Genomic DNA, 25,581 nt, shown 5'->3' on the forward strand with positions numbered 1-25,581 from the left:
TTAACTGTCCCAAATCCAAAATATTAAATCTAAAATAGCTTTTATCGAAGCAATTGAAAATCACCATAACACAAGTTCACCCAACAAATCTTTTGACTTGCCGTCTGTAGGAGTTCTGTGCGCCACCAGCACCCTACATAGAAGTTCTCGGTCTTACCTGAGTTTCAAATAAAGATTTCGCTACCAATAAATTAGGGTAATGAAAAGCTCATTACCCTTTAGCCGCTGTTCTCGGCAACCATAAAAATTAACAAATAAATTAGTCGTGAATCGTGCCGTCGGGCATCGTTGTACCCTTAAGATATACTCCGCTCAGGTTGACTTTTGTAAGGTTTGCTCCCAACAGGTTTGCTCCGCTTAAGTCTGACGCACTTAAAATCGCTTCAGTCAAGTCTGCCCTAATTAGACTCGCCCCCATTAAGTCGGCCCCGCTAAGGTCTACTTTGCTCAAGTTTGCGCCAATTAAATCGCATTCTGTGAGCACCGCCCTACGCAAGTTTACTCCGTAAAGATTTACTCCGTGCAAGTCTGCACGGCTGAGTGTGGATCGAGATAGGTTGGCTCCTATTAAAGTTGCTTGGATCAGGGAAGCTTTGCTCAAGTCTGCTTTGCTGAGATTTGCTCCCATCAACTCAGCTCGATTCAGGTTAGCTTCAACTAAAAGTGCTTCTGTCAGGTCGGCTCCACCTAAGTCTGCTTTGCTCAAATTAATCTTGCACAAATTGGCTTTGCCAAAGTTGACTCTGTTGAGTTTGGCTTTGCTGAGATGAGCTCCAATCAGGTCGGCTTCATACAGATTGGCTCCAATCAATTCTGCTTCGTAGAGGTAGACCTCGTGCAGGTAGACCCCGCTAAAATTTCTTTCTCCTATTGCGTATAGCTTGAGCAGTTCGTCAACGTTCATTGTGGCTTCTCTACACCTTTTAAATGAAGAATACTGTCAGCAAGCTGGTTGCACCGGATGTTCTGCAATTTTAGATTCTGAAATATTCACACCCAGGGTGAAACTTCCCTCAATCTGCAAGGTTTGAGTATAAATTAGATGGTTTGCTGAGGGTGAAGGACAAAGCTGCATTCTCTTTTCCCTGTGGTTAAGAATTAATCTTTAAAAATTTTAACAACAAGTTCGATCGCACTTCCTAACCAAATCCCAAAGATTCTACCTGGAAAGTCCGATCGAACCCATAACTTTTTGTGCTAGTTGAGTTTACTGAGCAACTGTGTGATTCAAATCACATAATTGTGTTAGTAGGATCACATAGAAGCCCCCCTTTCGATCACAGCAGGCGGGCAAAAATAGCCGATACTTATACTGTAATGCTGAGAAATTGACAATGCCATCCTCGTCGTGTTTTACTCAATTGGCGATAAAGCCAGTAGTTTCACAGAGACTTGCCCGCTTGCTGTGAAAGTCGGTTGCAACGTCACTCGGCGCTACCCACTCCGGCTGATGAGAGTGTTGATGTATCAAGATTTCTCACACAGCGAAAGCCAGAAATGCACTTCTGGGAGTAGGGGAATGTCTGTATAAAAATGCGATCGCTGGTGTGCAGACATTCCCCTGTTAGCTAGTACCTAATGACTAAAAATCGCCCATACGTTCGCAAAAAATACCAATAAATACCAGGAAAACCATGATAGATTTTAACAATAAAAAAATAAATAGTATTCATTAAGAGTCACCTATTACCGCTAATGTTACAGTCGATCGGTTGACGGCTATTAGTATTAGCAATGACGTTTTTCCATCAAATACAAAACTGACCCAGAACCAGGGTTTTTTACAAAAAAATCGTGGCAACCTTGCTCCTAGTTAAAATAATCCGGTTTCTGAGCGTCTGACTGCCTCCAGGAAAGAAAAAGTTTAATGAGTACGAAAGCTGTTGTATTGCTTCAGGGCAAACAAAAGGTCAGGATTTAGGAGAGGAGCAGCTTTTGCTCCATTGTCAAACAAAGGTATTGTAGAACGCGAATTGTGAGGTAATTGATATGGCTGGAGTATGCAAACTTAGCATCACAGAGACAAGTGAAGAACTAAAAAACCTGTTAAATGAACAAAAAACAGCAAGCGGATTTCAAAAAATTCAAGCACTTTACCTGTTCAAAATTTGTCATGTTAAGACAGTTAAAGAATTGGCAATGACCATCGGGGTCAATCGAATTACAGTGCAGCGGTGGCTGAGAAAATACCGATCTGACGGACTCGAAGGACTCCTCGAAACAAAGCACAGCGGCGGCCGCAAGCCGGCCATTCCTCCTCTGGCCCGCGCTAGTTTGGCAATGCGCCTTAGCGACCCCCAGAAAGGCTTTAAAAGCTATGGAGAAATTCAAGAGTGGTTGCAGCAGGAATATAGCATTGAGGCTTCCTATAAAGCCGTTTACGCAACAGTCAGATACCACCTCAAAGCCAAGCTGACGAAAGTCTAGACTGTTCGTACTACGTCGGATGAATCACCGCTCATCTAATTGTTTGCAGTCAATCTGTGAAGATTTTGAAGACTTGCATCGTCACGACAAATCAGACTAATTCTTTTTTAACAAAACGCGCTATCGTAAACAGCAGAGCATATAAATTATATGTTGTGGCAATAGGGTTAAGGGGAGAAGATTAGATGCTTTTCCCGCGTTTTTGAAAGATGCTTAAAAAATTGGTCAGAAATCATAACTTGCAAGTTTTGTCTAATTTGCAGGTTTTGTTATAGGGATGTAAAAATTGGCAGCGGCTAAGGCAAAAACCGATCCAAAGCCGCTTTCAACTCTTCGATTTCCGTATCGATATTACCTTCTTTAGCTGCTCGGGCAATGCACTCAGTTAAGTGTTCGTCAAGAATGATTCTCGCCACGCGATCGAGTGCGCCTCGAACCGCAGCAACTTGCACCAGAACTTCGGGACAGGGACGGTTTTCTTGCACCATTGTTTTAATGCCGCGGACGTGTCCCTCAATCCGAGACAAGCGATTTACCAGCCGCCGCATCGATTCTTCATCGTGATGGTGAGGGTGTGCAGATCGATCGTCGTGAGGGTGCTGGGAATTTGAGGGCAAGGATTTGTCAGTAGAAGTATCAGATAGAATCATTGGGGTTATACCATTTTAGATTTTAGATTTTAGATTGGCAATGAGTGATTTCGTAATGGTTGGGCCCACGGGCCTAGAGTTGCATTCTTTTGTTGAAACTGGTATTACTAGGGAATTTTTTAAAGTTAGAATTCAGAATAGGGTGAGTTGGTGCGGGCTCGTGACTCATGTATTGTAACTGTCAAAATATATTTAGGATCTTCATAGTGGCAGATTATTGAGTCCGCACGATCGCACACCTTTACCAGAGTAACCCAGACTAACAAAGATTGACGCTATGCGACTATTTAAGTTTTTTCGCCCCGCACCTCGAATCGGTGCTCGTTGGTTCGCCCTAATTTTAGCAATGACGATCGCCCTGAGTGCTTTAACAATCAATGCTGCACCCGCTGCCGCCGCTGAGGGTACCAATCCGCCCAACTTAAAGTTTCAGAGTTCCCCAGCCACTCCCCCGAATCCGCAACTGTTAGCGCTGCGGAGTCCGGAACTTCCGGGGGATACGGGCAGTTTTGTGACGGCGGCAGTCGATCGAGTCGGGCCGGCAGTTGTCCGCATTGATACCGAGCGCACTGTCAGTCGCAACCTCGACCCCTTAATGGAAGACCCCTTCTTCCGCAGATTTTTGGGAGAAGATTTACGCAGCCTGACCCCCAGACAAGAACGCTTGCGCGGTCAAGGTTCCGGCTTCATCATTGACAAAAGCGGGATTGTTTTAACCAACGCTCACGTAGTTGACAAAGCCGATCGAGTGACTGTCACCTTAAACGACGGCAGGACATTTCCAGGAAAAGTGCAAGGTACTGACGAAGTAACTGATTTGGCAGTTGTCAAAATTAATACTAAGGAAGTTAACTTGCCCGTGGCAACCCTAGGAGATTCCGACGCGGTGAAAGTAGGAGATTGGGCGATCGCCGTGGGCAACCCCCTCGGATTTGACAACACCGTCACCTTGGGCATTATCAGCACCCTCAAACGCTCTTCAGCAGCCGTCGGCATTCCCGACAAGCGGCTCGATTTCATTCAAACCGACGCCGCCATCAATCCCGGCAATTCCGGCGGCCCCCTGTTAAACAGCAGAGGAGAAGTGATTGGCATCAACACGGCGATTCGAGCTGATGCAATGGGTATTGGGTTTGCGATTCCGATCGACAAAGCCAAGGCCATCTACGCGCAGTTAGCCAAGGGAGAACAAGTCAGCCATCCGTTTTTAGGGATTCAGATGATTGCTTTGACTCCTGAAATGGCCAGAGAGAATAATGCTGACCCCAATGCTCCTTTGATTGTGCCGGAAGTTCAGGGAGTGTTAGTGATGCGAGTTGTGCCAAATACCCCTGCTGAGAAAGCAGGGATTCGCAAAGGAGATGTCATCGTTCAAATTGACGGTGAGGCAGTGACTCAGGCCGAACAGTTGCAAAGTTTGGTGGACAACAGCAAAATCGGTCAAATTCTGAAACTGAAAGTGCGGCGCGGTGCCCAGATCAAAGAAGTAGCAGTTCAAACTGCTCAATTGGAAGATTTTTAGAAGTGAAGGGGAAGGGGGGAAACTGTTAAAAACCACATCAAGTTTGTAGTGAGGATTTTAGTCAAATCTTAATATTTTTAGGCAAGTTGTTGTGCATTTAAACTGTATGTTGAGGGCAGGTTCTCCTGCCCACCTCACAAGAGTGAAAAATTCTTTTCCCATGAAATTTAAATGCACAGCTTAATAGCGACTGAAATCCTCACTACAAACGAGTTTTATTATTGGCGATCGATATGACACGAGTTCAACTTGCCTATCCCAAAATTCCAGATAGTAAAAATTGCCCTGACGAACAATGTATAGCTTTTGAGAAGTACGATGGCACTAATTTGCATTGGGTTTGGGAAGTTGAACTCGGTTGGTATGCTTTTGGTACGCGCCGCAGTAGATTTGATTTGGATGAGATGGGAATTGCAGAATTTAATGGTGCACATCCAGGTTTAGAAGCAGCACCTGAAATATTTAAAAGAGACTTTGCTAGTCCGTTAGAGTCTATATTTCGAGAGAACGAACAGTATCAATGCCCTGAAATTACTGTGTTTGCAGAGTTTTTTGGTGCTAACTCGTTTGCGGGAATGCACCAAAAGGACGATCGCAAACAATTGGTGCTTTTTGATGTGGAAACCGATCGCGGTATGGTTGTTCCCGATCGGTTTATTCAGGATTTTGGTAAATTAAATATTGCGCGAGTGATTTATCGCGGCAAACTGACGGGCAAGTTTATGGACGATGTTCGCAAGGGGAAATACGGTGTGGATGAAGGTGTTGTGTGCAAGGGAGGCAGCAATGCTAATAATCTGTGGATGGTGAAGATTAAGACTGATGCGTATATGCAGAGATTGCAGCAAGCTTTTCAGGATGATTGGGAAAATTACTGGGAGTAATATCAAACTGATAGATCGACTGTCACAAGCCAAAGTGGGAGATATCGGCAACCCCGTTGGATTTGACAATACCGTTGCGTAAGTCATCAGGAATTCAAGTATATTGGTCATAATCAATAGACAGCCAATAAAAAAATCAGGGAAGATTTAGTTATGACATCTGTGCAGATTGAAAAAAAATCCATGACTGAAGAAGAGGTGGCAAAGTTATGGGAAGCATTCCAAGTATTTGACGCGGACGGGAGCGGTGGTATTTCATCAGAAGAACTCGGTCAAGTGATGCGATCGCTCGGCCAGAGTCCTAACGAAACCGAGCTGCGCGACATGATCAAAGAAGTGGACGTAGACTTGTCTGGCAGTATCGATTTTGATGAATTCAAAATGCTGATGGTGTCCCAGCAGGGCGATCGCCAGAGTCGTCTCAAAATGGCATTTAGTGTATTTGATGAAAACGGTAGCGGTCAAATCACCAGAGACGAGCTGCACGGCGTGATGAGCCAGTTTGGGCTGACAGAGCAAGAGCTCGATGAGATCATCAAAGAGGTAGATCATGACGGCGATGCCTCAATTGACTTTGAGGAATTCTGCAAACTGGTACCCGATGAGTCAGAGATCGCAACAGGATATCAAGACTCGCCGGTTCCGATTGTCAGTACACAGACAACCGAGATTTCAGATAGTACAGCGGCTGCGATCGCAACTACAGCAACTGCGATCGATGAGGCAGATTCTGCCACTATTGAACCTAATCTAGAAGAAGCACCCACCGATAGCAATCCAGAAATAGCGCGCCTAAAAGAACTACTCGCGCAACACCCACAAGCTGAGAGCAAGCGCGGTACCTCCCGCTTGCAGATGCAGATTGGTTTGTTTCGTCTGATCCAGGGAGCAGCCTACCGCAGCTTCCGCGAGAGTTTTTCCGCAAACCACGAGACTCACCTGCGCGTGAGAAACTTGCCCTACAGAATCGCTGATTTTGTGCAATTTGTCAGATGTGCGATCGGGCTTTATAAAGGATTGGGTGTAGTAGAGTCGGCGTGCAACCCTGTACTTGATGCAGTAGTTAAATCGATCGAAGATGAATATGCCAGACTACAAGATCGCATCAAAAACTGGAAGACTATAGAAAAAACTCCAGAAATGTTGGCAGAACAAAAAGCCATGTTGGAAGCGCGAGGTAAGTCTGCAACTGCCAAGGAAAAGTTTGCGGCGGGAGTCGAGTTTGCCATCACCATCAAGAAAAAAAGTCTCAACTTGCGTGACATCGCCGAGGGTGTGCTTGCCATCAACGAACTCAACCGATTGAGAAAAATGGAACTGAGTGAGGAAATGGCACCGCCACCAGCCAAATCTGAGGGAGATCCAAAAGAGTACCTGAAGAAGTGGAACCGCGTCATCCTCTCGGATGCCTCAGAGGAAATCGATGGTGCGATGATGCCAGTCGCCTATTGGTATGAAGACTTTATGCCGAAGCTGTTGGCTGCCTTCAGCGTCAGCACAGCAGCAGAAATCCCCTTCAACACGGTTCCTGACGAAGCAGCTTTAAACCAGTGGTACGAAGCGACTAAAACGTCAGGGGAATTTGGGCGCTATGGGGCGGATGTTGTAGAAAGCTTTCCCAAATGCGCTCCAAAACAGAAGCTAATGCTCAAACAGGCATGGCGCTTGACGCACAACTACCTGAATGGGGTACAGAAACGCCGCGAACGCTTGGAGTTTGGGCGCGAGTCTGGCGAACTTTCGCAATACGTATCGTTCATCGACGTGTATATCGATCGCAGTGAAATAAAGAATTCACAAATGCGCGTCAGTTTCCCTTACTATATTGGCCCTGCGGTGTGGCGTTTCTTCCACACTACGGCTGAAATCGTCTCTACCAAAACCCCCCAACAGCAAAAAACTTTGGTGGCAATTTTCAAGGACTTCTTCAAGCTGTTTGCCACTATGTATCCCTGCCCCTACTGCCGCCACCACCTCAACGCCTACGTCGTGCAGAATAAAGAGGTGGAAATGTACCCTGTAGAGTACCTTGTGCTTGGACGCGACCCGCGTCTGAATAACTTTGAGGTATCAATGGAGGCAAAGCTGTCCACCGTAGTAGATGGCGATTCCCTGCGCTTATTCTTCTGGAAGCTGCACAATACTGTCTCCTCATCAATTGCGCGATCGGAAGAGTGGTATCACAAGGATGAGAAAGCATTTTATACCACCCGTTATTGGCCCAGCATTGACTCTGAGCTAGCACGAGCCAAGGCCCTCAAACACATTAGCATTGCGACCGATCGGATGTACCGCCTCTACGGTATGCTCAAGCCTGCGGCACGACTGACAGGGGTGAGAGCAACTTTGCAAAAGCTGTTGGATAAGCGCGATGAGGAAGGCATCAAGGAGGCTTGCTTAGTTGCCCAAGATTACATCAAGGAGTTGGAGGAGGCGATCGTCACGGGACAATTCCTACAAGAGACTTACTACTTTGACCCCGATCTTGTCGATCGAGCTCCAGTCTTTAGTCCTGAAGAAGAGGAGTTTGCTCGCAGCGGTGTGTTCGTAGAGGTTGCTTGAATATCAGGTAAAAAGTTAAGTTTTTAAGCTTAACTTTTTACCGATTGGTAGAAAATGAGGATGGGGTATTTTTCCCTGTCTAGGATTTCCCAGTAGATTTGGAGTTCCGTGAGGGTGCGGGGCGATGCCCTCTGTGGATTTGGGGCAGTGGTGTTTTTTGATGAGTTGACAGGAAATAAAATATGTGGTGTGCTAAAGTAGTCAGACAAGTTCAAACTTTAATTAGATCAGGGTTAAATTTATGGGAGAGGCAAAACGACGTAAGAAACTTAATCCTAATTATGAGAAGCTCACTTCTCAAAATGATCCAATAGGCATAGAAGAAAACTATGAGTGTTATGGAGAACGTGCAGAATATTTCAAAAATTTAGATTTTTATCTAAATCAGGGTGGAGCTTTTGAAGAAAGTCTTCCTAGATACCATAGATATAGATCCGTTACAGAAAGTCAACTTTTTCAGTTTATTCAAAATGCCATTGATCGGGAAGAGCAAACTGCTACCTACATTCTAAATAAAGTGAAGTCATTGTCTGATCTCACTGAAATTCAGAGCGATTTATTAGGCCTAGTGGATAAGTCGATTATGTCAAAGAGATCGGGCGATCTCAATCAAGCCTTCAAATACTACGATCAAGTATTTAGTCATAATCAAACATGGTTTATGCTTTGGTACGGTCTGGCCAAGCTATTATGCCTGTTTCGAGAATACAGGATGGCTTTTGCGTGCATAAAAATTTGCACTTACTTATACCCAAAAATGTGGAATGGCCGTCAATACCATTCCGATCCTGATTTGTCATACCATTATGACCAAATATATTCTTTAGCTATAGCTGGCGAGGAAAATGAACCTTATCTCAGGACGCTAGGTCGTCCTCTTAATACAGTTAGAATTGTAAATTCTAACGGAAAAGTTATAGCAAATTCTCCAGTAGGGAAAATAAAAGTAGTCAAGCCAGAATCGCTATCTTCAGATATCAAAACGCAGGTAAAAGGTGATAGTCACAACATGGTAAGGATTAAAGTTGTTGATGTTGGTCGTTCCGGTAATCCTGAGTATGCTGAATATACCCAGGCACAGATTAAAGAGTTCCGATCCACAATTGTCACAGTGCTGACAAGAAACTTGATGCCTACTTCTGATGATTTTGTTGAGACAGTTTTAGGTGCTTCTCTTGCGTGTCATTACTGGCGCAAAGATTTAAGTTTTGTTGGTGCTGTTGAACAAGTTGTACAAGATATAGAAAGAACTATGGGAAGAGGATATTGACATGGGAAAAGCAAAACGCCGCAAGCAAACTCCTAATTATAGGAAGCCCACTTCTCAAGATGATTTAGGAGATAAAAAAGGGGCGATCGCCGATTATAATAGAGCGATTGAACTTCAGCCTGACGATGCTTTAGCCTACTACAACCGGGGTAACGTCCGTTATAATTTAGGAGATAAAAAAGGGGCGATCGCCGATTTCAATAAAGCGATTGAACTTCAGCCTGACTTAGCTGAGGCCTACGGCAACCGGGGTCTATTCCGTAGCGAATTAGGAGATAAAAAAGGGGCAATCGCCGATTTGAATAAAGCGATTGAACTTCAGCCTGACTTAGCTTTAGCCTACGTCAACCGGGGTGCAGTCCGTAGCAAATTAGGAGATAAAAAAGGGGCGATCGCCGATTATAATAAAGCGATTGAACTTCAGCCTGACTATGCTCAAGCCTACTACAACCGGGGTCTAGTCCGTAGCGAATTAGGAGATAAAAAAGGAGCGATCGCCGATTATAATAAAGCGATTGAACTTAAGCCTGACTTAGCTTTAGCCTACTACAACCGGGGTCTAGTCCGTAGCGAATTAGGAGATAAAAAAGGGGCGATCGCCGATTATAATAAAGCGATTGAACTTCAGCCTGACTATGCTCAAGCCTACGGCAACCGGGGTACCGTCCGTAGCGAATTAGGAGATAAAAAAGGGGCGATCGCCGATTTGAATAAAGTGATTGAACTTAAGCCTGACTTAGCTCAAGCCTACTACAACCGGGGTCTATTCCGTAGCGAATTAGGAGATAAAAAAGGGGCGATCGCCGATTTTAATAAAGCGATTGAACTTCAGCCTGACGATGCTCAAGCCTACTACAAGCGGGGTAACGTCCGTTATATTTTAGGAGATAAAAAAGGGGCGATCACCGATTTTAATAAAGCGATTGAACTTCAGCCTGACGATGCTTTTGCCTACTACAACCGGGGTAACGTCCGTTATATTTTAGGAGATAAAAAAGGGGCGATCGCCGATTATAATAAAGCGATTGAACTTAAGCCTGACGATGCTCAAGCCTACTTCAACCGGGGTAACGTCCGTAGCGAATTAGGAGATAAAAAAGGGGAGATCGCCGATTATAATAAAGTGATTGAACTTCAGCCTGACTATGCTGATGCCTACATCAACCGGGGTCTAGTCCGTTATGATTTAGGAGATAAAAAAGGGGCGATCGCCGATTTGAATAAAGCGATTGAACTTCAGCCTGACTATGCTTTTGCCTACGGCAACCGGGGTAACGTCCGTTATAATTTAGGAGATAAAAAAGGGGCTATTGAGGATTTACAGAAAGCCGCACAATTGTTTAAAGCACAAGGCCAAATGGCTGACTATGAAAAGGCAATGGAACTATGGCAAAAGGTGATAGTCACAACAGGGTAAGGATTAAAGTTGTTGATGTTGGTCGTTCTGGTAATCCTGAGTATGCTGAATATACCCAGGCACAGATTGAAGAGTTTCGCTCCACAATCGTCACAGTGCTAACAAGAAACTTGATGCCTACTTCTGATGATTTTGTTGAGACAGTTTTAGGTGCTTCTCTTGCCTGTCATTACTGGCGCAAAGATTTAAGTTTTGTTGTGCTGTTGAACAAGTTGTACAAGATATAGAAAGAACTATGGGAAGAGGATATTGACATGGGAGAAGCTAAGAACTATTGGAAAAGCTATGGTCTTTCCGATCGAGAAGTTGAAAACTTGCCGACGCTTTACCAGCATTATATGAATAAAAACGAGGAATAAACCTGATGACCAAAGATAAAAAAGTGATGAATGAGTTAAAAAATTTGATATATACTCAACTCAAGAAAAAATATAATAAATGCTTATGGCCTAAGTCTAATTGTACTGAAGACTGCATCAACGCACACTCTATTCAGAATGGTCAGATTTTAGACCAACTAGCCAGCAAAGATCATGTTGTTATGGCTGTACCCAAACAAAATCTTAATACAGGGCCAGAGATAGAATTTAAGCAGGTTGGACGCAATCAAGCAACAACTTTTACAGGATTATGTCAAAAACATGATAGCGAACTATTCCGTCCAATAGACATTAATGAGTTTGACGTTAGTAATCAACAGCAAAAATTCTTGCTCGCTTACAGATCAGTTCTCCGGGAATTACATACAAGAATCAAAGTTGCCATTGAGTTAAATACTTTTTATCAGGGATGTGTTGAGCGAGGAAAGTGCGATCCTAACAATTTGAATGACCCAATAAGGATGGGAGCAAATATAAAAAAAGAACTTGCTTCTGATTTTTATAAATACAAACAGGTGTACGATAAGATCTACAATAGTAATTCATTCACGAAAATTGAACACGAGTGTATTCGGATTGAGAGAAATTGTCCTTTGGCTGTAAGCTCCCTATTTGATCCAATTGAAAGCAGCAGCGGGCAGAAAAGGCTTGAACCAAAATTTATTGTTCTCAATGTTTTTCCACAAAAAAAAGATACAATTATTTTGCTTTCTTATTTGAGAGATCATCAACAAGCTTTAAAACCTCATGCTAATAAAATTATAACTGCTACTGGTGAAGATCAACTCTATCTTCTTTCTGAGACTATACTGAGATATTGCGAAAATTTTGTCATATCTCCAGAACACTTCAATCTTTTTTCCCAACAAAAAATAGATGCTATCAAAAACTTTTTCTTGGCAACACTCACTCAAATTGATCTTGACCATAATGACCAAAACCTAATGCTTTTCTAGTTGCTCATCTAAAAAGCAGTCATGGGTGATATCTCCAGAGTCAAAAGAATTACCTACAAGTCAGGGTCTACTGGATTGATATCTTCCGGGGGAGGATGACGACCCCGTAATTCCTCTTGTGCCCGAATTGCCAACATAGTTGACCGATTGAAATCCAGGGCTTGCACCGTTGCTCGATCGCCGTTAACCCGATCGCTTCCACAGCATTCCAAACAAAGTGAGTATTCCATCTCTGTTGACGAGGATTAAAAATATAGACAACCTCATATTCAAGAGCGATCGCCAACTTCACCAGCCCAGTATCCTCCTCTTCAAACAGAACCGGATTAACAATCGCATCAACTGGAACAGCAAAAGTGATGGGTAGAACTGTGACGCAAGCTGCGTTGATTAAAAGCAGTTCCTGAAATAATTACCGCCGATCGACTCTTGCGGATTTCTGTACCGACTCAAGGATCGAAATTCACGAGCCAGAGGCTTCCCAGTCGGTAATCGCTGCTTGCTGCCATGCTTCCTCCTCATCGGCTAATTCATCGCTGAGTTCATCCAGCAATAAACAGGCTTCTACCATTTCCTCCTGTTCTTGTTGTTTGCGCCATGCTTGCAATAAAATCTCAATTAGCCGACTGCGATTTTCTACACGATCGTCAATGTAACGCACTAGCTCATCAGGCAAAGAGATAGATACTTTCATAATTATTGTAAAACTATTTATGCCACTTTCAATACTACAAATGGTAGCACAATTCTATTTACTCACCTTACGGAACAAAAAGACGACCAACGCCCATCCAGGTTTCGATATCCAGCAAGATTTCCAGAATACGGTCAACACAACGATTTCGATAGACTCGATCGCCTAAAAATCGATCGGCATCTCCAATCGTAATGACAGGTAGGGAATCCACAGTATTTTCTTCTCGGATCACCTGTTCCAGGGAGTCTTCACCCTTCATGCTGCGGTTTGCAGTAAGCAAAATCATCTGATTGGCCTGAGCAAGTCGCCAAACAACTCGATCGTTACTGTCGATCGACAAATTCATCTGCTTGAAAGTGACAAAACGAATTGGAAGTAGATTTAACCAGCCTTGACTCGCAATATTTCCTAATAAAATCTCTGCATGACCTCCGAGATTGTGATCGATCAGAAAATTCATGCTTCTAGTTCGTGTTTGGCTTTCTGTTCTCGGAGTTTTGCCCAAAGAGCTTCTCGGCCGGGTTTGGGTGGCATCGCTGCAACGCGGGCTGAATGTTCGCGATTGCGTTCTTCCCAGTAATGCTGAATTTCCTTAGCTTGCCTTAAAACAACTTGATATTCTGCTTCGACTTCTGCACGATTTGCCTCAATATAGGATAAAGCAACGTCCATCTGAGCGTCTGTTAAATCAAACAAGGAACGGATAAACTTCGGGGGATATTGAGCCGTCAAGTAGTCCATGACATCATAGAGAGTGATGCGCGTACCTGAAATTGTCAGTCCGCGCTCTGTACGAATAATGATTGGTTGGTTGTTGGATACTGAAACCATACCCATAGCCTCTGAAACCGCTTAGGAAATAATCCGATCGTACCTTACAAATTGGTAATGTCGTGTTTGTAGAAACCTTTGAGCAAATCTATCAGACTCACTCTACACAAAATTAGCCGGATCTTGATCTCGCCGATGCTTCAACAGAATCGGAGAACCTTGGCCATCACCCACCAAAGCCGCCGTTTCCTCCAACGCTTCCCTCAGCCGCTTGGCCGCGTAAATCGACATATCGCGGGGCACATTCACCCGATCGCGCAAATACCGCAAAGCCGCATCAGAACCAGCCGGCGGCGTACAAACTTCGCCAGTCATCATCAAAGTTAAAGCACAACGCAAAGCCTCATCGAATAACTTGTCATCAGCAGGATTGACTCGAATGATGTTGCGGTGGTGCTTAATGACGCGGTGAAGTGCTTCAGCGCGTGAGGTTTCCGGTTCTGGATACATCACATCCGGCAGTCCAGCCCAAGGCCCATTATCCACGCGGGCTTTATTGAGTAGCATCTGAGGTTCGCCGTTTTCATAACACCCGCCCATCTGAGGCGGTAAATCGTGGACGTGGGTGTGAAAATCGCTCTGAGTGCCTCGATAGGTAGGGCGGGTTTCCATCGCCGCAAACCAGTCAGCAAAGCGCGGGTTTTCTTCCCGCATCGAGTAGCCTTTGTAATAGTAAAGACTGGCATTCATGCGTTCGACGTAGGGCGTAAAGATGACATCCGCAGTGCCAAATTCATCGAGGAAATAAGGCCCCGGAGTGCTGGCGAGAGCCTTTTCTACCTGGGCGACGACGCTGATAAATTGGTTGCGGTTGTGCTGTTCTGCTTTGGCTGAACTTGCTGGGTAGCACAGCCAGGTACACCAGGCCCTAAACAGCAGTCGCTCTAACCGCCGCAGGGGTATTACTGCCGGGTTTTCCATGCCCAAACCCAAGGGGCCGTAGACTCGTTCGAGGGCGATTAAGATGTCATCGCTTTCGGTGATGATGCGGCCGTCTAGTTCGATCGCCGGTAGCATTCCCGATGGCACTTTGCGCTTGTACCAACTTTCTTTTTCCCCATAGCAGAACATGGTGACTTTTTCAATGCGGTAGGGGATTTGTTTTTCTTCCAACCACAACCAGATTTTTTGGCAGTAGGGACACCAGGCGTGGTTGTCGCGGTACAGGGTGACTCGGACATCGGATTCGGTTTTACCAAACAGGCGCAAGCGGGCTTGGGCGTTGGTTGGCCCGTTGACGCGATCGACTTCAAAGTCTGTGAGGGCTTCTAATTCTGTCCAGCTTAGGGGGGTCATGCGATTTTAGATTTTAGATTTTAGATTGGAGAATTGAAGACAGCGACTGCTTCGTGGCAATAATAGAACTTACGCACCAACTCAATCTGTAAGGTGCGCTTTGCGCGCACCTTACCCCTACCTATAGTGCATTCAACTATTTTTTGGTCTTAGTCCTGAATCAGATGGTTAGTTCTCAGTTAAAAAAGGCTTTGAGGACTGAAGTCCTCACTACAAAATTAACTACAATTAAGGCGACATTTGGGGAGGGGGTGGGGTGTCTTGAATTTTATCCAGCGCTGCTTTCATTTCAGGAGTGGCTAGCAACTTTTGGGTATCTGCAATTAAACGATCGCCCCACAGGTTTTCTTTGAGATATTCTACGGTAGCATAGCGTTTGTCGAGTTTCAGAGCTGCTTCTCCCATCGCTAAGCCTTTTGCTTTGTCACCTTTGGTGTAGAATGCTACTGCTAGAGCTAGCATTGATTCGGCTGCTTTGTTGTCGATCCCGATCGCCTGTTCCCAGCGTTTGATGGCGCTATCAACATCCCCGATTTCGTATTTAACTAATCCGATATTGTTAATAGCAGGCCACAGGTTTTTTTCTAAAGCAAAGGCTTTTTCGTATTGGGCGATCGCCTGATCGAACCGCTTCAGCTTATAAAAAGCATTGCCTAAATCAAATAATGCACCTGGAGTGTCTGGTTTGAGTTTTAATCCTGCTTGCAAATATTCAATTGCTTTCTCGTAGTTCGCTTTCCGAAAGTAAGCTTCTCCCAAGACAAATTTAATTGATGGATTTTCTGGTGACAGAGATTGAGCTTGCCCCAAAGCTTCAATGCCTTTGTCCAACTGCTCGACTTGAAGGTACAAGCTGCCTAACAAAGTCCAAGTTTGAGCATTCTTGGGGGCTAACTGTGTGGCGAGTTCGGCTCTGGGGACGGCGAGTTGGTACTGCTGGAGTCTGGCTAACTGAACGGCTTCTTCTGAAAGGCTCAAGGCAGTTTGTTCGAGTTGGGCGGAGTCGATTTGCAGGGTGTAAGGCAGGAGTGCCTGACAGGCAGCCGGATCGGGCATTGCCCCCAAACCGAGTGCGAGTAGCAGAGATATTAAAGGAATGCGATTAGGCACTGTACAGCCCCAGAAAAAAATATAAAGGTTTCTCGATCGCCTATAATAACTCATATTTTTGAGTTTTGATATTGCTTCTTGACTCACAACTCTTCGGGGTTTTCATTTAAATACTTCTGAAATTATGTTTACACTCAGGATAGCCGTTTTTCTTCACTGTTTTATAGACGACTGAGAACTTCACTACAAACAGGCACAATTATGAGTTACTATAAAGTTTAATTAGTTAATAAATAACGCTTAGCGGTTGACAGTTAAGTAGTTACCAAATTGTGTTTTTACTCAGAAATAATAGTTGATTTTTACTGGCTTATAAACGAGTTAATTCCTCACTATAAATCTGGTAAATTGTTCATTTTCAGGAACTTGAGTGAGTTAATAAAGTCTGTTGAATTTTGTCTAATAATTGTGCTGCTGATAAGGAAGAAGGCAAAATTTTGGCAGATACTTCTTGCAGTAGAAAGTCGATCGCCTCGGATTCCGAATTGACAGCCGATCGATAATCCCAGACTAAAATTGGCAGTTTTACTGCCATTTGGCGCAAGTTCGACAGCGCCTGCAACATAGCAGGGGATTCTGAGGGGGCATCTCGCAAGCACAGCAAAACTAAGTCAACGCTTTGATATTGCAACTGCTGCAAAACTTCTGTCCAGCTCTGAGCGATCGACCCTCGAAATCCGGCGGTGTGGATGTAGTGAATCAAAGCTTGAAAGTTGGGAGTAGAAAACTGGGAATTGGGGAGGGGAATCTCGGCCGCGGTCGATCGATCGCCATGTTCCAATTCTTCCGTCGGGTTCCCCCCAGAAGTTCGCTGCAAATCGGGTAAAGTCGAAATGTCGGCAAATAAAATGCTGGGCTTCCAACTCATGCCCGCAGCAACTTGAATCACTTGCCACAAAGCACTTGGCATTAACTCGGTAGGTGAAGTTTCACTGTCGTCGGGACTGCTAGTGGCTAAACAGGGAAATACCGACAATCCTTTGACTTGATTTGCCAGTTGCGTAGTTGGATGGTCTAAAGTCACCAAAGGGAGAGAACCCAAATTTCGAGACCGACTTAACTGTTCGATAAAAGCTAAGGGGTTTTGCAGTTGACTTGTACCGTCTAAGACGATCGCGTCGGGCCGCCAAATTCTGGCCACGAGTTCTGCTTGGCCGAGGTCGTCTGCTTCTAAAACCCGGCAGTAGTTGGGGTTGAGCAGTAAAGCGGAACCTTGAGACGAACTGTTTTGCGGGCTGAGCCACAACACGGTTAAAGAACTCCTTACTTTGGCGCTACTAGAATTACTGTGGTCGATCAAGTCTGCCAGCAGCCGCCGCAAAGCGGGTTCTTCCACCGGCAAGCTCAAAAAGCCTTCGGCTCTGTTGACACTGGCCCGTTCTTTTTCGCCTCTGGTGGCCGTGACGATCGCCGGAATCGATCGGGTATCCGGGTCGCTCTTGAGCAGCGTCAGCACGTCCCAACCCGACAGCAGGGGCAGCAGCGGGTTGAGGAAAATCGCTTCTGGACTGAACCTGCGGGCTTTTTCCACCGCTTCGGTGCCGGAACGGGCGACTATTACTTGGTAGCCCAAACCTGAGAGGACGTTGGTTAAGTCTTCGATATATTTGGGAACTGCTTCGACTATTAATACTAAACGAGAGCGAGAATTGGCCGTCAGAGTCTGATATTGGGGTTTTAATAATTCTTCCTCGTCGGCTCCAGATGCCGGGACTTCTTCGCTGTTTCCCGGAGGATTTGGCGGCAGCAGCAGGGTAAATTGAGAGCCTTGGTTTTCGGAGGAAATAAACGAAACGTCGCCGCCGTGGAGCCGAGCTAGGCGTTGAGTAAGTACCAGTCCCAGTCCGGTTCCTTGAAAGCGCCTGGTGAGGGGGCTTTCTAGCTGTTGGAATTTCTGAAAGATCAGGTGCTGTTTGTCGGCGGGGATGCCGATGCCAGTGTCCCAGACTGTGAATGCGATCCAGCCTTCCCAAACATTTACTTTTAATCCGATTTTGCCGCCGAGTTCGGTGAATTTTAGGGCATTGGAAAGGAGGTTAACCAGCATTTGCCGCAGCCGCAGTTCGTCGGCAATTAATTGGCTCAGTCCCGGTTCTATTTCGAGTGTAAATTCTATTTGGGCCGAGGGTTCTGCGTTTGCTGTACCGTCGGTTTTGCTCTGGGTGGGAGGGTTTTTTTCTTCTTGCTGTTGCAGTTGTTTTGCTTGTTCAAAGGCTCTTTGGCAGGTTGATGCTATTTCGACTGCTTCGGGAATTAGTTCTAGCTGCCCGGTTTCCATCCGGGTCAAGTCTAAAATGTCGTTCACTATTGTCATCAAATGCCGCCCGCTTTTATGGATTAGTTTGGCGTAGCGTGTTTGGCGGTCGTTGAGTTCTCCGATCAATTTATCTTTGAGGAGGCTGGACAAACCGAGGACGGCGGTGAGCGGGGTTTTTAGTTCGTGGCTGATGCAGGATAAAAATTCGTCTTTGAGTCGGTTGAGGTGGATTAAATCTGCGTTTTTCGCTGCTAGTTCTTTGGCAACTAAATGTTCTTCGGTGACATCTTGTCCCATTACTAAAATTAGCTGCTCTGAGAGCGGTTGTTTGACAAATTGCCAGATCCGTTCTTGGCCTTTTTGTACGGGGCAGTCGCAAATATAGGTATCTGGTTTGCCGGCTGTGGGGCACCAAGCTGGAGCGGTTAAGGTTGAGGGGGAGGCGGCGGCGTAGAGGGGCAGCGGGCAACTGGTGGCTGCGGTTGAATCGCGCGCGGCCAAGCTATCCCGCAGGGAATCGCCCGATCTACTTGCTCCTACTAGGCTCCTGCATTCTTTGGCGATCGCCTCTAACTGCACGCTCTTGTATTTGCTTGTTAAATGGCTGGGTTTGCGGGGCGAGTGTTTGCCCAAATTTGCTGCTGGTTCTGGAACTGGTTCTGGGCCGGCTCCCAGCAAAATCCGCCACGCTGCGTTTTGGCTGACTATTTGTGCGGTAGGGGTTTGCAATCTCAGGGGCAGGGGCAGTTTTTCCAACAGTTGGACTAGGGAGTTCAGGTTTTCCGAAGGTTTCAATCCTGCTTCTAGAAAGCGCACTTGAGCGTCTAGGGCCGTGGCGATGGCTTCGGAAACCGGTTTTAATTCGATTTCTTTGACGGCTGTTGCCGGCTCTGTGAGGCTGCAGAGCGAGCTGCTGTTAAGTGCGGCGAATTGCAGCAGGCTCAGGCTGTCGAGCATTCCTAAAAATTGACCGCTGGCATCTGTGAGGGCGATCGGGTTGTTGGATGAAATGCCGGCGGTTTCGCGGTTTGACCGGGCTGGGGCGTTCAGTTCCTCTGTTTGCAGGTACTGCCAGAATTCGCTGACGCTCATCGCGCCGGGTAATGCCCTGACTGGTTCGATCGCGATCTGGCTTTCTGACAAAGGTTGCTGCCCGTCGTTTGTGCGATCGGCTCCCCAAGCCCAAAGGCTGCGGAGGTAAACTAATCCCAGGGGCTGTAGCTGTTCGTTGACTATTGCGACTCGATCGCAGTTGCAGGATTTGAAAATTGACTGCAGCGATTCTAGCGCACCCGTTTGGAGGCACAGCGGCACTGGCTCGATAAAATTTTTGAGACTGGGGGTGGTGAGTGGCATAACAAACCTGGGAGTCTGCTCGCGAGAGCAGTAATATTTTTGATGCTCAATGTAGCTGCGGATTTCTCTATCTTATTTGTTTTATATCAGTTCGCTATCAGGCTCGGTATCTGCGCCGAGACCGGGGAGTTCGATGCCTACGCCTGATTTGAGGCGACTAGCAATTATTTTAAGGCTTAAGCTTAATTGCAGAAATCACGCTCAGGGTGCTTGACACAAAAACCACAGAGTAAAATTTGATTATTGCTGTGCTAGAAGATCGTCACTTATTTTGCGGTTAAGATTGGTTAAAATAAATGTTGAGATGATTGTTAAAATGTTAAGTTTTTTGTAAAGGAGATATCAACTCTGAGCGATCCAGCACTTTCAGGCAACTTAGGTGGTGCACCTACAGCTTTGCTTCCTCAACTGTCTATCGGTATTTTTGTCCGCTCCGAGGAAATCGCAGCCTCTGCGATCGAGCTTTTGAGAGGCGAACGCTATGCTTTAACGCACATTAAGTCGGCAGTGGAGCTTTTGGGGTTCCTTAAACACAATTATCACCTTGATTGTTTGGTTTTGGAGGTGGATGGGGATCTGCGATCGCTTCTGGGCAAGCTGCAAGAACGATCGATCTTTTTGCCTGCTGTAATATTTTCGCCTCACGCGCACGTAGATGGCCGGCCCGAAGCACCATATTCAGATGGTTGTGAGGCCGCAGCCAGTACCGCCAACCAGAGTCAAGACGAAAGCTGTGCTTTTTTTTATCACGCTGCTGAGGTGCAACTGGCAATCGCTCGATCGAGCGAAATAGCTGCCGGTATCGATCGGGCGATCGCACAATTTCTGAAACTTTCAACTCCGGTTCCTGTCAATTACCAATCCGTAACGGTCGATGCGACAGCCCAATTGACTGCTCAAAGTTTGCTCAGCCGACAGCAGCGGCGACTGGCGGAAAAATTACGGGAGCGATTAGGATACTTAGGTGTGTATTATAAAAGAAATTCCCAGATTTTTTTGAGAAATCTGTCGGGATCGGAGAAGCAAAAGTTTTTGGAGCAACTCAAGTCAAGCTATCGCGACATCGTTTTGAATTATTTTTCTCAAGATGCTGCGGTCAACAATCAAATAGATGAATTTGTGAATTTGGCTTTTTTTGCTGACGTTCCCGTGACTCAAATTGTAGAAATTCACATGGAATTGATGGACGAGTTTGCTAAACAGCTAAAATTAGAAGGGCGCAACGAGGAAATATTGCTTGATTACCGTTTGACTCTGATTGACGCGATCGCTCATATGTGCGAGATGTATCGGCGATCGATTCCGAAAGAGACCTCTCAAGGTAGAATGTAGAAGGGATTCGGCATAATTTAAGAAAGAAAAGGTAGAAGGTAGAATCTAACAAAAAAGAAAGGAGCAGACAAACGGCCGCGCGAGGCTGAAATTATTATAAAATAACAAAGAACAGCGGATTTAAGACAAATAACAACTACAACTAACATCTGACAACTAATACTCAACATTTAAAAAAGTTCATGAGTCCTCTGAAGAAAACCTACGTTCTGAAGCTATACGTTGCGGGGAATACTCCCAACTCAGTGCGAGCTTTAAAAACCCTAAAGGACATCCTAGAACAAGAATTTCAAGGCGTCTACGCGCTGAAAGTCATAGATGTTCTCAAAAATCCTCAGCTAGCAGAAGAGGACAAAATATTGGCAACCCCGACGCTGGCCAAAATCCTGCCGCCGCCGGTGCGAAAAATTATTGGCGATTTGTCCGATCGTGAGAAAGTTCTGATAGGATTAGATTTGCTCTATGAAGAACTTCGCGAAGAAGACCTGAATTCATAAGATAATCAGGTGAGAGTCAGTCGATTTTAGATTTGAGACTTCGGTTTGGCGTGACACGTTCGGCGAGCGCGAGCGTCAAACGATTTTAGATTTTAGATTTACTCAACAGATGAATCTGGGAGGTTAAACAAAAGTCTAAAATTTTTATCTTTCCACGACAAGAGTACGTGGCACGGTATCAGTTTTTGGGCGGGGTCATTAGTCAGCAGTCAGCAGTCATTAGTTATTGAGCAAGAGCCAAAACTAAAAGCTGGGTACAAAGACTCATGATCGGCGGTTAATGAGTGACAACTAAAGAATACTGAGAGTTGACAAAAATCGACATGAATGAAATTAGTCAAACGGTTAAACGACAAGGATTGGTAACGGCAGGAGTTGAAAAAATTCGCACGATGATTGAGGGTTTCGATGACATCAGTCACGGCGGAATGCCACTCGGCAGAACCACCCTAGTCAGCGGCACGTCAGGAACCGGAAAAACTTTATTTGCGGTACAATTTCTCTATAACGGAATTACCCATTTTGACGAACCTGGAGTTTTCGTAACTTTTGAAGAATCTCCGACAGATATTATTAAAAATGCTTGCAGTTTCGGTTGGGATCTGGCACAGTTAATCGAGGAAGGCAAGCTATTTATTTTGGACGCTTCCCCCGATCCGGAAGGTCAAGATATCGTAGGAAATTTTGATTTATCAGCCTTAATTGAGCGAATCCAGTACGCCATTCGCAAGTACAAAGCCAAGCGGGTTTCAATAGATTCTGTTACCGCCGTATTTCAGCAGTACGACGCTGCATCGGTGGTGCGCCGAGAAATTTTTCGCTTAGTTGCGCGCCTCAAACAAGTCGGAGCAACTACAGTTATGACGACGGAACGGGTGGAAGAATACGGCCCCGTGGCGCGGTTTGGGGTGGAAGAGTTTGTGTCGGATAATGTGGTGATTGTTCGCAACGTATTGGAAGGAGAACGCCGCCGCCGCACCATCGAAATTTTGAAGTTGCGCGGTACAACTCACATGAAGGGCGAATATCCTTTTACTATGACTAATGACGGAATTAATATTTTCCCATTGGGGGCGATGCGATTAACTCAAAAGTCTTCCAACGTGCGGGTTTCTTCCGGCGATAAAACTCTCGACGAGATGTGCGGTGGCGGTTTCTTCAAAGACTCAATTATTTTGGCTACGGGTGCAACGGGAACAGGCAAAACGCTATTGGTGAGCAAGTTCTTGCAGAATGCTTGTATGAACGGCAATCGGGCGCTGCTTTTTGCCTATGAAGAGTCGCGGGCCCAGTTGTTCCGCAATGCTTATTCTTGGGGTATTGATTTTGAGGAAATGGAAGAGAAAGGACTGCTGAAGCTGTTGTGCACTTACCCAGAATCGGCGGGTTTGGAAGACCACTTGCAGAGTATTAAATCAGAAATTGCTGAGTTCAAACCTTCTCGAATTGCTATAGACTCGCTGTCGGCGTTAGCTAGGGGTGTCAGCAATAATGCTTTCAGGCAATTTGTGATTGGAGTGACAGGTTTTGCGAAGCAGGAAGAAATAACCGGCTTTTTCACGAATACAAGCGACCATTTTATGGGTTCTCATTCGATTACGGACTCTCATATTTCTACGATTACTGACACGATTATCATGCTGCAGTATGTAGAGATTCGAGGAGAAATGTCGCGGGCAATTAATGTGTTTAAGATGCGCGGTTCGTGGCACGACAAAGGAATTCGAGAATACACGATTACTGAAAGAGGGCCCCAAATTAAAGATTCGTTCAGTGGTTACGAACGGATTATCAGCGGTTCTCCTAGTCGGATTACGATTAATGAGAAGAGTGAGCTATCGCGGATTCTCCAGGGTGTGCAAGGTCAAGACGATGAGGATATTTGAGAGTTAGCAGTGATTGGTCGTTGTTAAAAGTAGGTTGGGTTGAGCTAGGAAACCCAACTTTTTTAATTTGAGGAGTTTGTAAACATTTATAGCAACCGCGACAATGTTTTGGATGTTCTTAAGTGCTGAAATATGAGCTTTTATTGCCTTCTTCATCAGCGCCTTTTGCTATAGCAATCCCACTCAATAGGTTGTGCTAAAAATCTAGGGGTAAGCTGTTGTCCCTCTAAATTGTATATTTCAATCACATCTCAAAAATCATAAAATCCTGTCCCAATCCGATTGTCGAACATACCAGAAAATCTTTCTGGCTTAGCAGGTGCCGCGTCGTGCCTATCCTTACTACCCCTAAATTAGCGGAATCACGGGGGATTGCCTCTAAAAAAATATTAAAAGTAATTTTATTCTCAAAAATCATTATTTACACCTCATCACCAGTATTGGCGTCTCCCTAGATCCACAAGATGAAAAGAATTTCGATAGCTTGGTCAAAAATGCCGATATTTCCCTATATTACGTTAAGGTATCGGGCCCAATACCTATAGTTTTTACACGGCCACCATACCTTGGGCCAAATCCAATACCCTGGCGATCGCAAATTCTTTGAATTGTGCTTGGAAGGTGAAGGCTTCCTGTACGCTCAACCTCAGCTCGATTGGCAAACAGGTAGCCTTGCTGGTGTTAAAGTTATAGTAGGAGGGTATTGTCCTGAGCTAGCTTGGGTTCATGACCATCGATTTATTCGCATCGCCGAAAAAACTGGATTGATGTTGGCATGGGGCAAATGGGTTTGAGAGCAAGCTGGCTGGCAATATCAGCAGTGCCTAGCAGCAGGACTAATTCTTCCTAAGATCGCGGTGAATCTGTCGGCACGTCAACTCAGCCAACCGACTTTAATCGCTAAGAGCGATCGCATTGTTGAGCGCACCGAGATGAAGCCAAAATATCTATAGCTAGAGATTACGGAAACTGTCAAGATGCTTAATGTTCACATTACCTACAATCTTTTGAGCCAATTATCGGAGCATGGTATTGGCATTTATGTCGATGATTTTGGACTGGCTATGCTGCTTTTAACAACCTGAAAAATTTTCCGGTGAAGTCGCTCAAAATCGATCGCTCATTTGTGGGCGATTTAGCCAGCGATCCGAGCGATCGCGGAATTGCCAAAGCCATAGTTGCAATCCCAGATGGCTTAAATCTGAGCATAATTGCCGAAGGAATGGAAACCCCAGCGAAATGGGAATAGTTACAAGCGAGCACCTAGGAAATCGGGCAGCGTTATATGTTGAGGAAGCCTGCCATTGCTGAGGTTGCCATTCAATTAATCCGACATCCTGAATTGTTGTCTACGACTATGTGGGATCGGCAATTCTCCCTCATGAAAGCGCGCAAAAGTCTTATAATCAATTTAATGCTCGTGTCGCTCAAATGACTAAAAATATTTTCTTACGGAATAATATAAAAGTGTTTGGACAAGGCACCCAGACGATGATGTTTGCTCATGGATTTGGGTGCGATCAAAATATGTGGCGTTTCGTAACACTGGCCTTCGAGAAGGACTACAAAATCATCCTATTTGATTATGTAGGTTCTGGAAAGTCTGATATTAGTGCGTACAGTTATGAACGTTACAGCGACCTCAATGGGTATGTTCAGGATGTCCTCGATATTTGTGAAGAATTGGCGTTGGCTGATGTGATTTTTGTCGGTCATTCGGTCAGCAGTATTATCGGCATCCTGTCCTCTATTCAAGCTCCTAATTACTTTAATCGCCTGATTCTCCTAGGGCCTTCACCCTGCTACATCAATGATTTACCAAATTATTACGGAGGGTTCGATCGCAAAGATATTGAGGATCTCCTCGATATTATGGAGAAAAATTACATTGGTTGGGCAAGCTTTCTGGCGCCAATGGTGATGCAGAATCAGGATCGTCCTGAGTTAAGTGAGGAACTTGAGACAAGTTTTTGCTCCACCGATCCGGTGATTGCAAGTCGCTTTGCCGAAGTAACTTTTTACTCTGACAATCGCAGTGATTTACCCAAGGTATCAGTACCTTCACTGATATTGCAATGTGCTGATGACGTGATTGCTCCCACCGAGGTAGGGCATTACCTCCACCGCCACCTACCTAAAAGTACGCTACGGCTGATGAAAGCTACGGGACATTGCCCCCACCTGAGTCATCCACAAGAGACGATCGAGATGATTAAGGAGTATTTGAGTGTACCTCATACTACCTGATTTG

Annotated in this window: 22 protein-coding genes and 1 pseudogene; 13 read left to right on the forward strand and 10 right to left on the reverse strand. The window is 45.3% G+C overall.

Annotated elements, in window-relative coordinates; all coding sequences use genetic code 11:
* Positions 1-259: 259 nt before the first annotated feature.
* Complete coding sequence (locus OSC7112_RS30805; RefSeq protein WP_015179587.1) at positions 260-904, reverse strand: pentapeptide repeat-containing protein; 645 nt, start codon at positions 902-904, stop codon at positions 260-262.
* A 36-nt stretch (positions 905-940) separates the two neighbouring features.
* On the reverse strand, positions 941-1,075 hold the full coding sequence (locus OSC7112_RS42000; RefSeq protein WP_015179588.1) for a hypothetical protein: 135 nt from the start codon (positions 1,073-1,075) through the stop codon (positions 941-943).
* A gap of 914 nt (positions 1,076-1,989) precedes the next feature.
* On the opposite strand from OSC7112_RS42000, the gene OSC7112_RS30810 reads away from it, so the two are divergent.
* Positions 1,990-2,427 (forward strand): helix-turn-helix domain-containing protein, encoded by a 438-nt coding sequence (locus tag OSC7112_RS30810; RefSeq protein WP_015179589.1) that lies wholly within the window; start codon positions 1,990-1,992, stop codon positions 2,425-2,427.
* Between the two features lie 296 nt (positions 2,428-2,723).
* Here the strand turns inward: OSC7112_RS30810 and OSC7112_RS30815 are convergent, their stop codons facing one another.
* Positions 2,724-3,077: a metal-sensing transcriptional repressor gene (locus OSC7112_RS30815; RefSeq protein WP_015179590.1), complete on the reverse strand. Its 354-nt coding sequence runs from the start codon at positions 3,075-3,077 to the stop codon at positions 2,724-2,726.
* A 277-nt stretch (positions 3,078-3,354) separates the two neighbouring features.
* Between OSC7112_RS30815 and OSC7112_RS30820 the strand changes: the two genes are divergently transcribed.
* The 7 genes from OSC7112_RS30820 to OSC7112_RS34855 all read left to right on the forward strand — a co-directional run bounded on the left by OSC7112_RS30820 (position 3,355) and on the right by OSC7112_RS34855 (position 12,068).
* Positions 3,355-4,599 carry an HhoA/HhoB/HtrA family serine endopeptidase gene (locus tag OSC7112_RS30820; RefSeq protein WP_015179591.1) on the forward strand — a complete coding sequence of 415 codons (1,245 nt, stop codon included), beginning with the start codon at positions 3,355-3,357 and terminating at the stop codon, positions 4,597-4,599.
* Positions 4,600-4,832: 233 nt separating this feature from the next.
* Positions 4,833-5,483: an RNA ligase family protein gene (locus tag OSC7112_RS30825; protein ID WP_015179592.1), complete on the forward strand. Its 651-nt coding sequence runs from the start codon at positions 4,833-4,835 to the stop codon at positions 5,481-5,483.
* A gap of 153 nt (positions 5,484-5,636) precedes the next feature.
* Positions 5,637-8,045, forward strand: a complete 2,409-nt coding sequence (locus OSC7112_RS30830; RefSeq protein WP_015179593.1) for an EF-hand domain-containing protein — start codon at positions 5,637-5,639, stop codon at positions 8,043-8,045.
* A 241-nt stretch (positions 8,046-8,286) separates the two neighbouring features.
* Positions 8,287-9,315 carry a hypothetical protein gene (locus OSC7112_RS30835; protein WP_015179594.1) on the forward strand — a complete coding sequence of 343 codons (1,029 nt, stop codon included), beginning with the start codon at positions 8,287-8,289 and terminating at the stop codon, positions 9,313-9,315.
* A 1-nt stretch (position 9,316) separates the two neighbouring features.
* The gene (locus OSC7112_RS30840) at positions 9,317-10,732 is read left to right on the forward strand and encodes a tetratricopeptide repeat protein (protein WP_015179595.1); all 1,416 of its coding nucleotides are present in this window, start codon (positions 9,317-9,319) and stop codon (positions 10,730-10,732) included.
* Positions 10,702-10,959, forward strand: coding sequence for a hypothetical protein (locus OSC7112_RS38825; protein ID WP_015179596.1), 258 nt, complete (start codon positions 10,702-10,704; stop codon positions 10,957-10,959). The genes OSC7112_RS30840 and OSC7112_RS38825 overlap by 31 nt, the downstream gene beginning before the upstream one ends.
* A gap of 137 nt (positions 10,960-11,096) precedes the next feature.
* Positions 11,097-12,068 (forward strand): hypothetical protein, encoded by a 972-nt coding sequence (locus OSC7112_RS34855; RefSeq protein WP_015179598.1) that lies wholly within the window; start codon positions 11,097-11,099, stop codon positions 12,066-12,068.
* A gap of 53 nt (positions 12,069-12,121) precedes the next feature.
* Here OSC7112_RS34855 and OSC7112_RS36505 read toward each other — a convergent pair whose 3' ends face one another.
* The 7 genes from OSC7112_RS36505 to OSC7112_RS30880 all read right to left on the reverse strand — a co-directional run bounded on the left by OSC7112_RS36505 (position 12,122) and on the right by OSC7112_RS30880 (position 19,615).
* The gene (locus OSC7112_RS36505) at positions 12,122-12,298 is read right to left on the reverse strand and encodes a hypothetical protein (protein WP_223300723.1); all 177 of its coding nucleotides are present in this window, start codon (positions 12,296-12,298) and stop codon (positions 12,122-12,124) included.
* 233 nt (positions 12,299-12,531) lie between these two features.
* Positions 12,532-12,762, reverse strand: a complete 231-nt coding sequence (locus tag OSC7112_RS30855) for a DUF8778 family protein (protein WP_015179599.1) — start codon at positions 12,760-12,762, stop codon at positions 12,532-12,534.
* 67 nt (positions 12,763-12,829) lie between these two features.
* Entirely contained in the window at positions 12,830-13,225 is a 396-nt protein-coding gene (locus OSC7112_RS30860; protein ID WP_015179600.1) for a hypothetical protein, read from the reverse strand.
* Positions 13,222-13,596 carry a DUF433 domain-containing protein gene (locus OSC7112_RS30865; protein WP_015179601.1) on the reverse strand — a complete coding sequence of 125 codons (375 nt, stop codon included), beginning with the start codon at positions 13,594-13,596 and terminating at the stop codon, positions 13,222-13,224. Before OSC7112_RS30865 ends, OSC7112_RS30860 begins: the two co-directional genes overlap by 4 nt.
* A 102-nt stretch (positions 13,597-13,698) precedes the next feature.
* Positions 13,699-14,892 (reverse strand): glutathione S-transferase family protein, encoded by a 1,194-nt coding sequence (locus tag OSC7112_RS30870; RefSeq protein WP_015179602.1) that lies wholly within the window; start codon positions 14,890-14,892, stop codon positions 13,699-13,701.
* Positions 14,893-15,120: 228 nt separating this feature from the next.
* The gene (locus OSC7112_RS30875) at positions 15,121-16,002 is read right to left on the reverse strand and encodes a tetratricopeptide repeat protein (RefSeq protein WP_422615565.1); all 882 of its coding nucleotides are present in this window, start codon (positions 16,000-16,002) and stop codon (positions 15,121-15,123) included.
* 358 nt (positions 16,003-16,360) lie between these two features.
* Complete coding sequence (locus OSC7112_RS30880) at positions 16,361-19,615, reverse strand: ATP-binding response regulator (protein WP_015179604.1); 3,255 nt, start codon at positions 19,613-19,615, stop codon at positions 16,361-16,363.
* A gap of 396 nt (positions 19,616-20,011) precedes the next feature.
* Here OSC7112_RS30880 and OSC7112_RS30885 point away from each other — a divergent pair, with 396 nt between their 5' ends.
* The 5 genes and pseudogenes from OSC7112_RS30885 to OSC7112_RS30905 all read left to right on the forward strand — a co-directional run bounded on the left by OSC7112_RS30885 (position 20,012) and on the right by OSC7112_RS30905 (position 25,577).
* The gene (locus OSC7112_RS30885) at positions 20,012-20,947 is read left to right on the forward strand and encodes a circadian clock protein KaiA (protein ID WP_015179605.1); all 936 of its coding nucleotides are present in this window, start codon (positions 20,012-20,014) and stop codon (positions 20,945-20,947) included.
* A 182-nt stretch (positions 20,948-21,129) separates the two neighbouring features.
* Positions 21,130-21,444, forward strand: a complete 315-nt coding sequence (gene kaiB / locus OSC7112_RS30890; protein ID WP_006632119.1) for a circadian clock protein KaiB — start codon at positions 21,130-21,132, stop codon at positions 21,442-21,444.
* A 323-nt stretch (positions 21,445-21,767) separates the two neighbouring features.
* Positions 21,768-23,330 (forward strand): circadian clock protein KaiC, encoded by a 1,563-nt coding sequence (gene kaiC / locus OSC7112_RS30895; RefSeq protein ID WP_015179606.1) that lies wholly within the window; start codon positions 21,768-21,770, stop codon positions 23,328-23,330.
* A gap of 1,063 nt (positions 23,331-24,393) precedes the next feature.
* Positions 24,394-24,579 (forward strand): annotated as a pseudogene (locus tag OSC7112_RS36510) (EAL domain-containing protein); the annotation flags it as partial.
* A 110-nt stretch (positions 24,580-24,689) separates the two neighbouring features.
* Positions 24,690-25,577 (forward strand): alpha/beta fold hydrolase, encoded by an 888-nt coding sequence (locus tag OSC7112_RS30905; protein ID WP_317623925.1) that lies wholly within the window; start codon positions 24,690-24,692, stop codon positions 25,575-25,577.
* Positions 25,578-25,581: the final 4 nt, after the last annotated feature.

This window comes from Oscillatoria nigro-viridis PCC 7112 (assembly GCF_000317475.1).
Lineage (GTDB): Bacteria > Cyanobacteriota > Cyanobacteriia > Cyanobacteriales > Microcoleaceae > Microcoleus > Microcoleus nigroviridis.

Coding starts and splice junctions, on each gene's coding strand:
- OSC7112_RS30810 (WP_015179589.1), top strand. CDS start 1,990: ATGGCTGGAGTATGCAAACTTAGCATCACAGAGACAAGTGAAGAACTA.
- OSC7112_RS34855 (WP_015179598.1), top strand. CDS start 11,097: ATGACCAAAGATAAAAAAGTGATGAATGAGTTAAAAAATTTGATATAT.
- OSC7112_RS30830 (WP_015179593.1), top strand. CDS start 5,637: ATGACATCTGTGCAGATTGAAAAAAAATCCATGACTGAAGAAGAGGTG.
- OSC7112_RS30880 (WP_015179604.1), bottom strand. CDS start 19,615: ATGCCACTCACCACCCCCAGTCTCAAAAATTTTATCGAGCCAGTGCCG.
- OSC7112_RS30835 (WP_015179594.1), top strand. CDS start 8,287: ATGGGAGAGGCAAAACGACGTAAGAAACTTAATCCTAATTATGAGAAG.
- kaiB (WP_006632119.1), top strand. CDS start 21,130: ATGAGTCCTCTGAAGAAAACCTACGTTCTGAAGCTATACGTTGCGGGG.
- OSC7112_RS36505 (WP_223300723.1), bottom strand. CDS start 12,298: ATGGAATACTCACTTTGTTTGGAATGCTGTGGAAGCGATCGGGTTAAC.
- kaiC (WP_015179606.1), top strand. CDS start 21,768: ATGAATGAAATTAGTCAAACGGTTAAACGACAAGGATTGGTAACGGCA.
- OSC7112_RS30825 (WP_015179592.1), top strand. CDS start 4,833: ATGACACGAGTTCAACTTGCCTATCCCAAAATTCCAGATAGTAAAAAT.
- OSC7112_RS42000 (WP_015179588.1), bottom strand. CDS start 1,075: ATGCAGCTTTGTCCTTCACCCTCAGCAAACCATCTAATTTATACTCAA.
- OSC7112_RS30805 (WP_015179587.1), bottom strand. CDS start 904: ATGAACGTTGACGAACTGCTCAAGCTATACGCAATAGGAGAAAGAAAT.
- OSC7112_RS30840 (WP_015179595.1), top strand. CDS start 9,317: ATGGGAAAAGCAAAACGCCGCAAGCAAACTCCTAATTATAGGAAGCCC.
- OSC7112_RS30815 (WP_015179590.1), bottom strand. CDS start 3,077: ATGATTCTATCTGATACTTCTACTGACAAATCCTTGCCCTCAAATTCC.
- OSC7112_RS38825 (WP_015179596.1), top strand. CDS start 10,702: ATGGCAAAAGGTGATAGTCACAACAGGGTAAGGATTAAAGTTGTTGAT.
- OSC7112_RS30870 (WP_015179602.1), bottom strand. CDS start 14,892: ATGACCCCCCTAAGCTGGACAGAATTAGAAGCCCTCACAGACTTTGAA.
- OSC7112_RS30865 (WP_015179601.1), bottom strand. CDS start 13,596: ATGGTTTCAGTATCCAACAACCAACCAATCATTATTCGTACAGAGCGC.
- OSC7112_RS30855 (WP_015179599.1), bottom strand. CDS start 12,762: ATGAAAGTATCTATCTCTTTGCCTGATGAGCTAGTGCGTTACATTGAC.
- OSC7112_RS30860 (WP_015179600.1), bottom strand. CDS start 13,225: ATGAATTTTCTGATCGATCACAATCTCGGAGGTCATGCAGAGATTTTA.
- OSC7112_RS30820 (WP_015179591.1), top strand. CDS start 3,355: ATGCGACTATTTAAGTTTTTTCGCCCCGCACCTCGAATCGGTGCTCGT.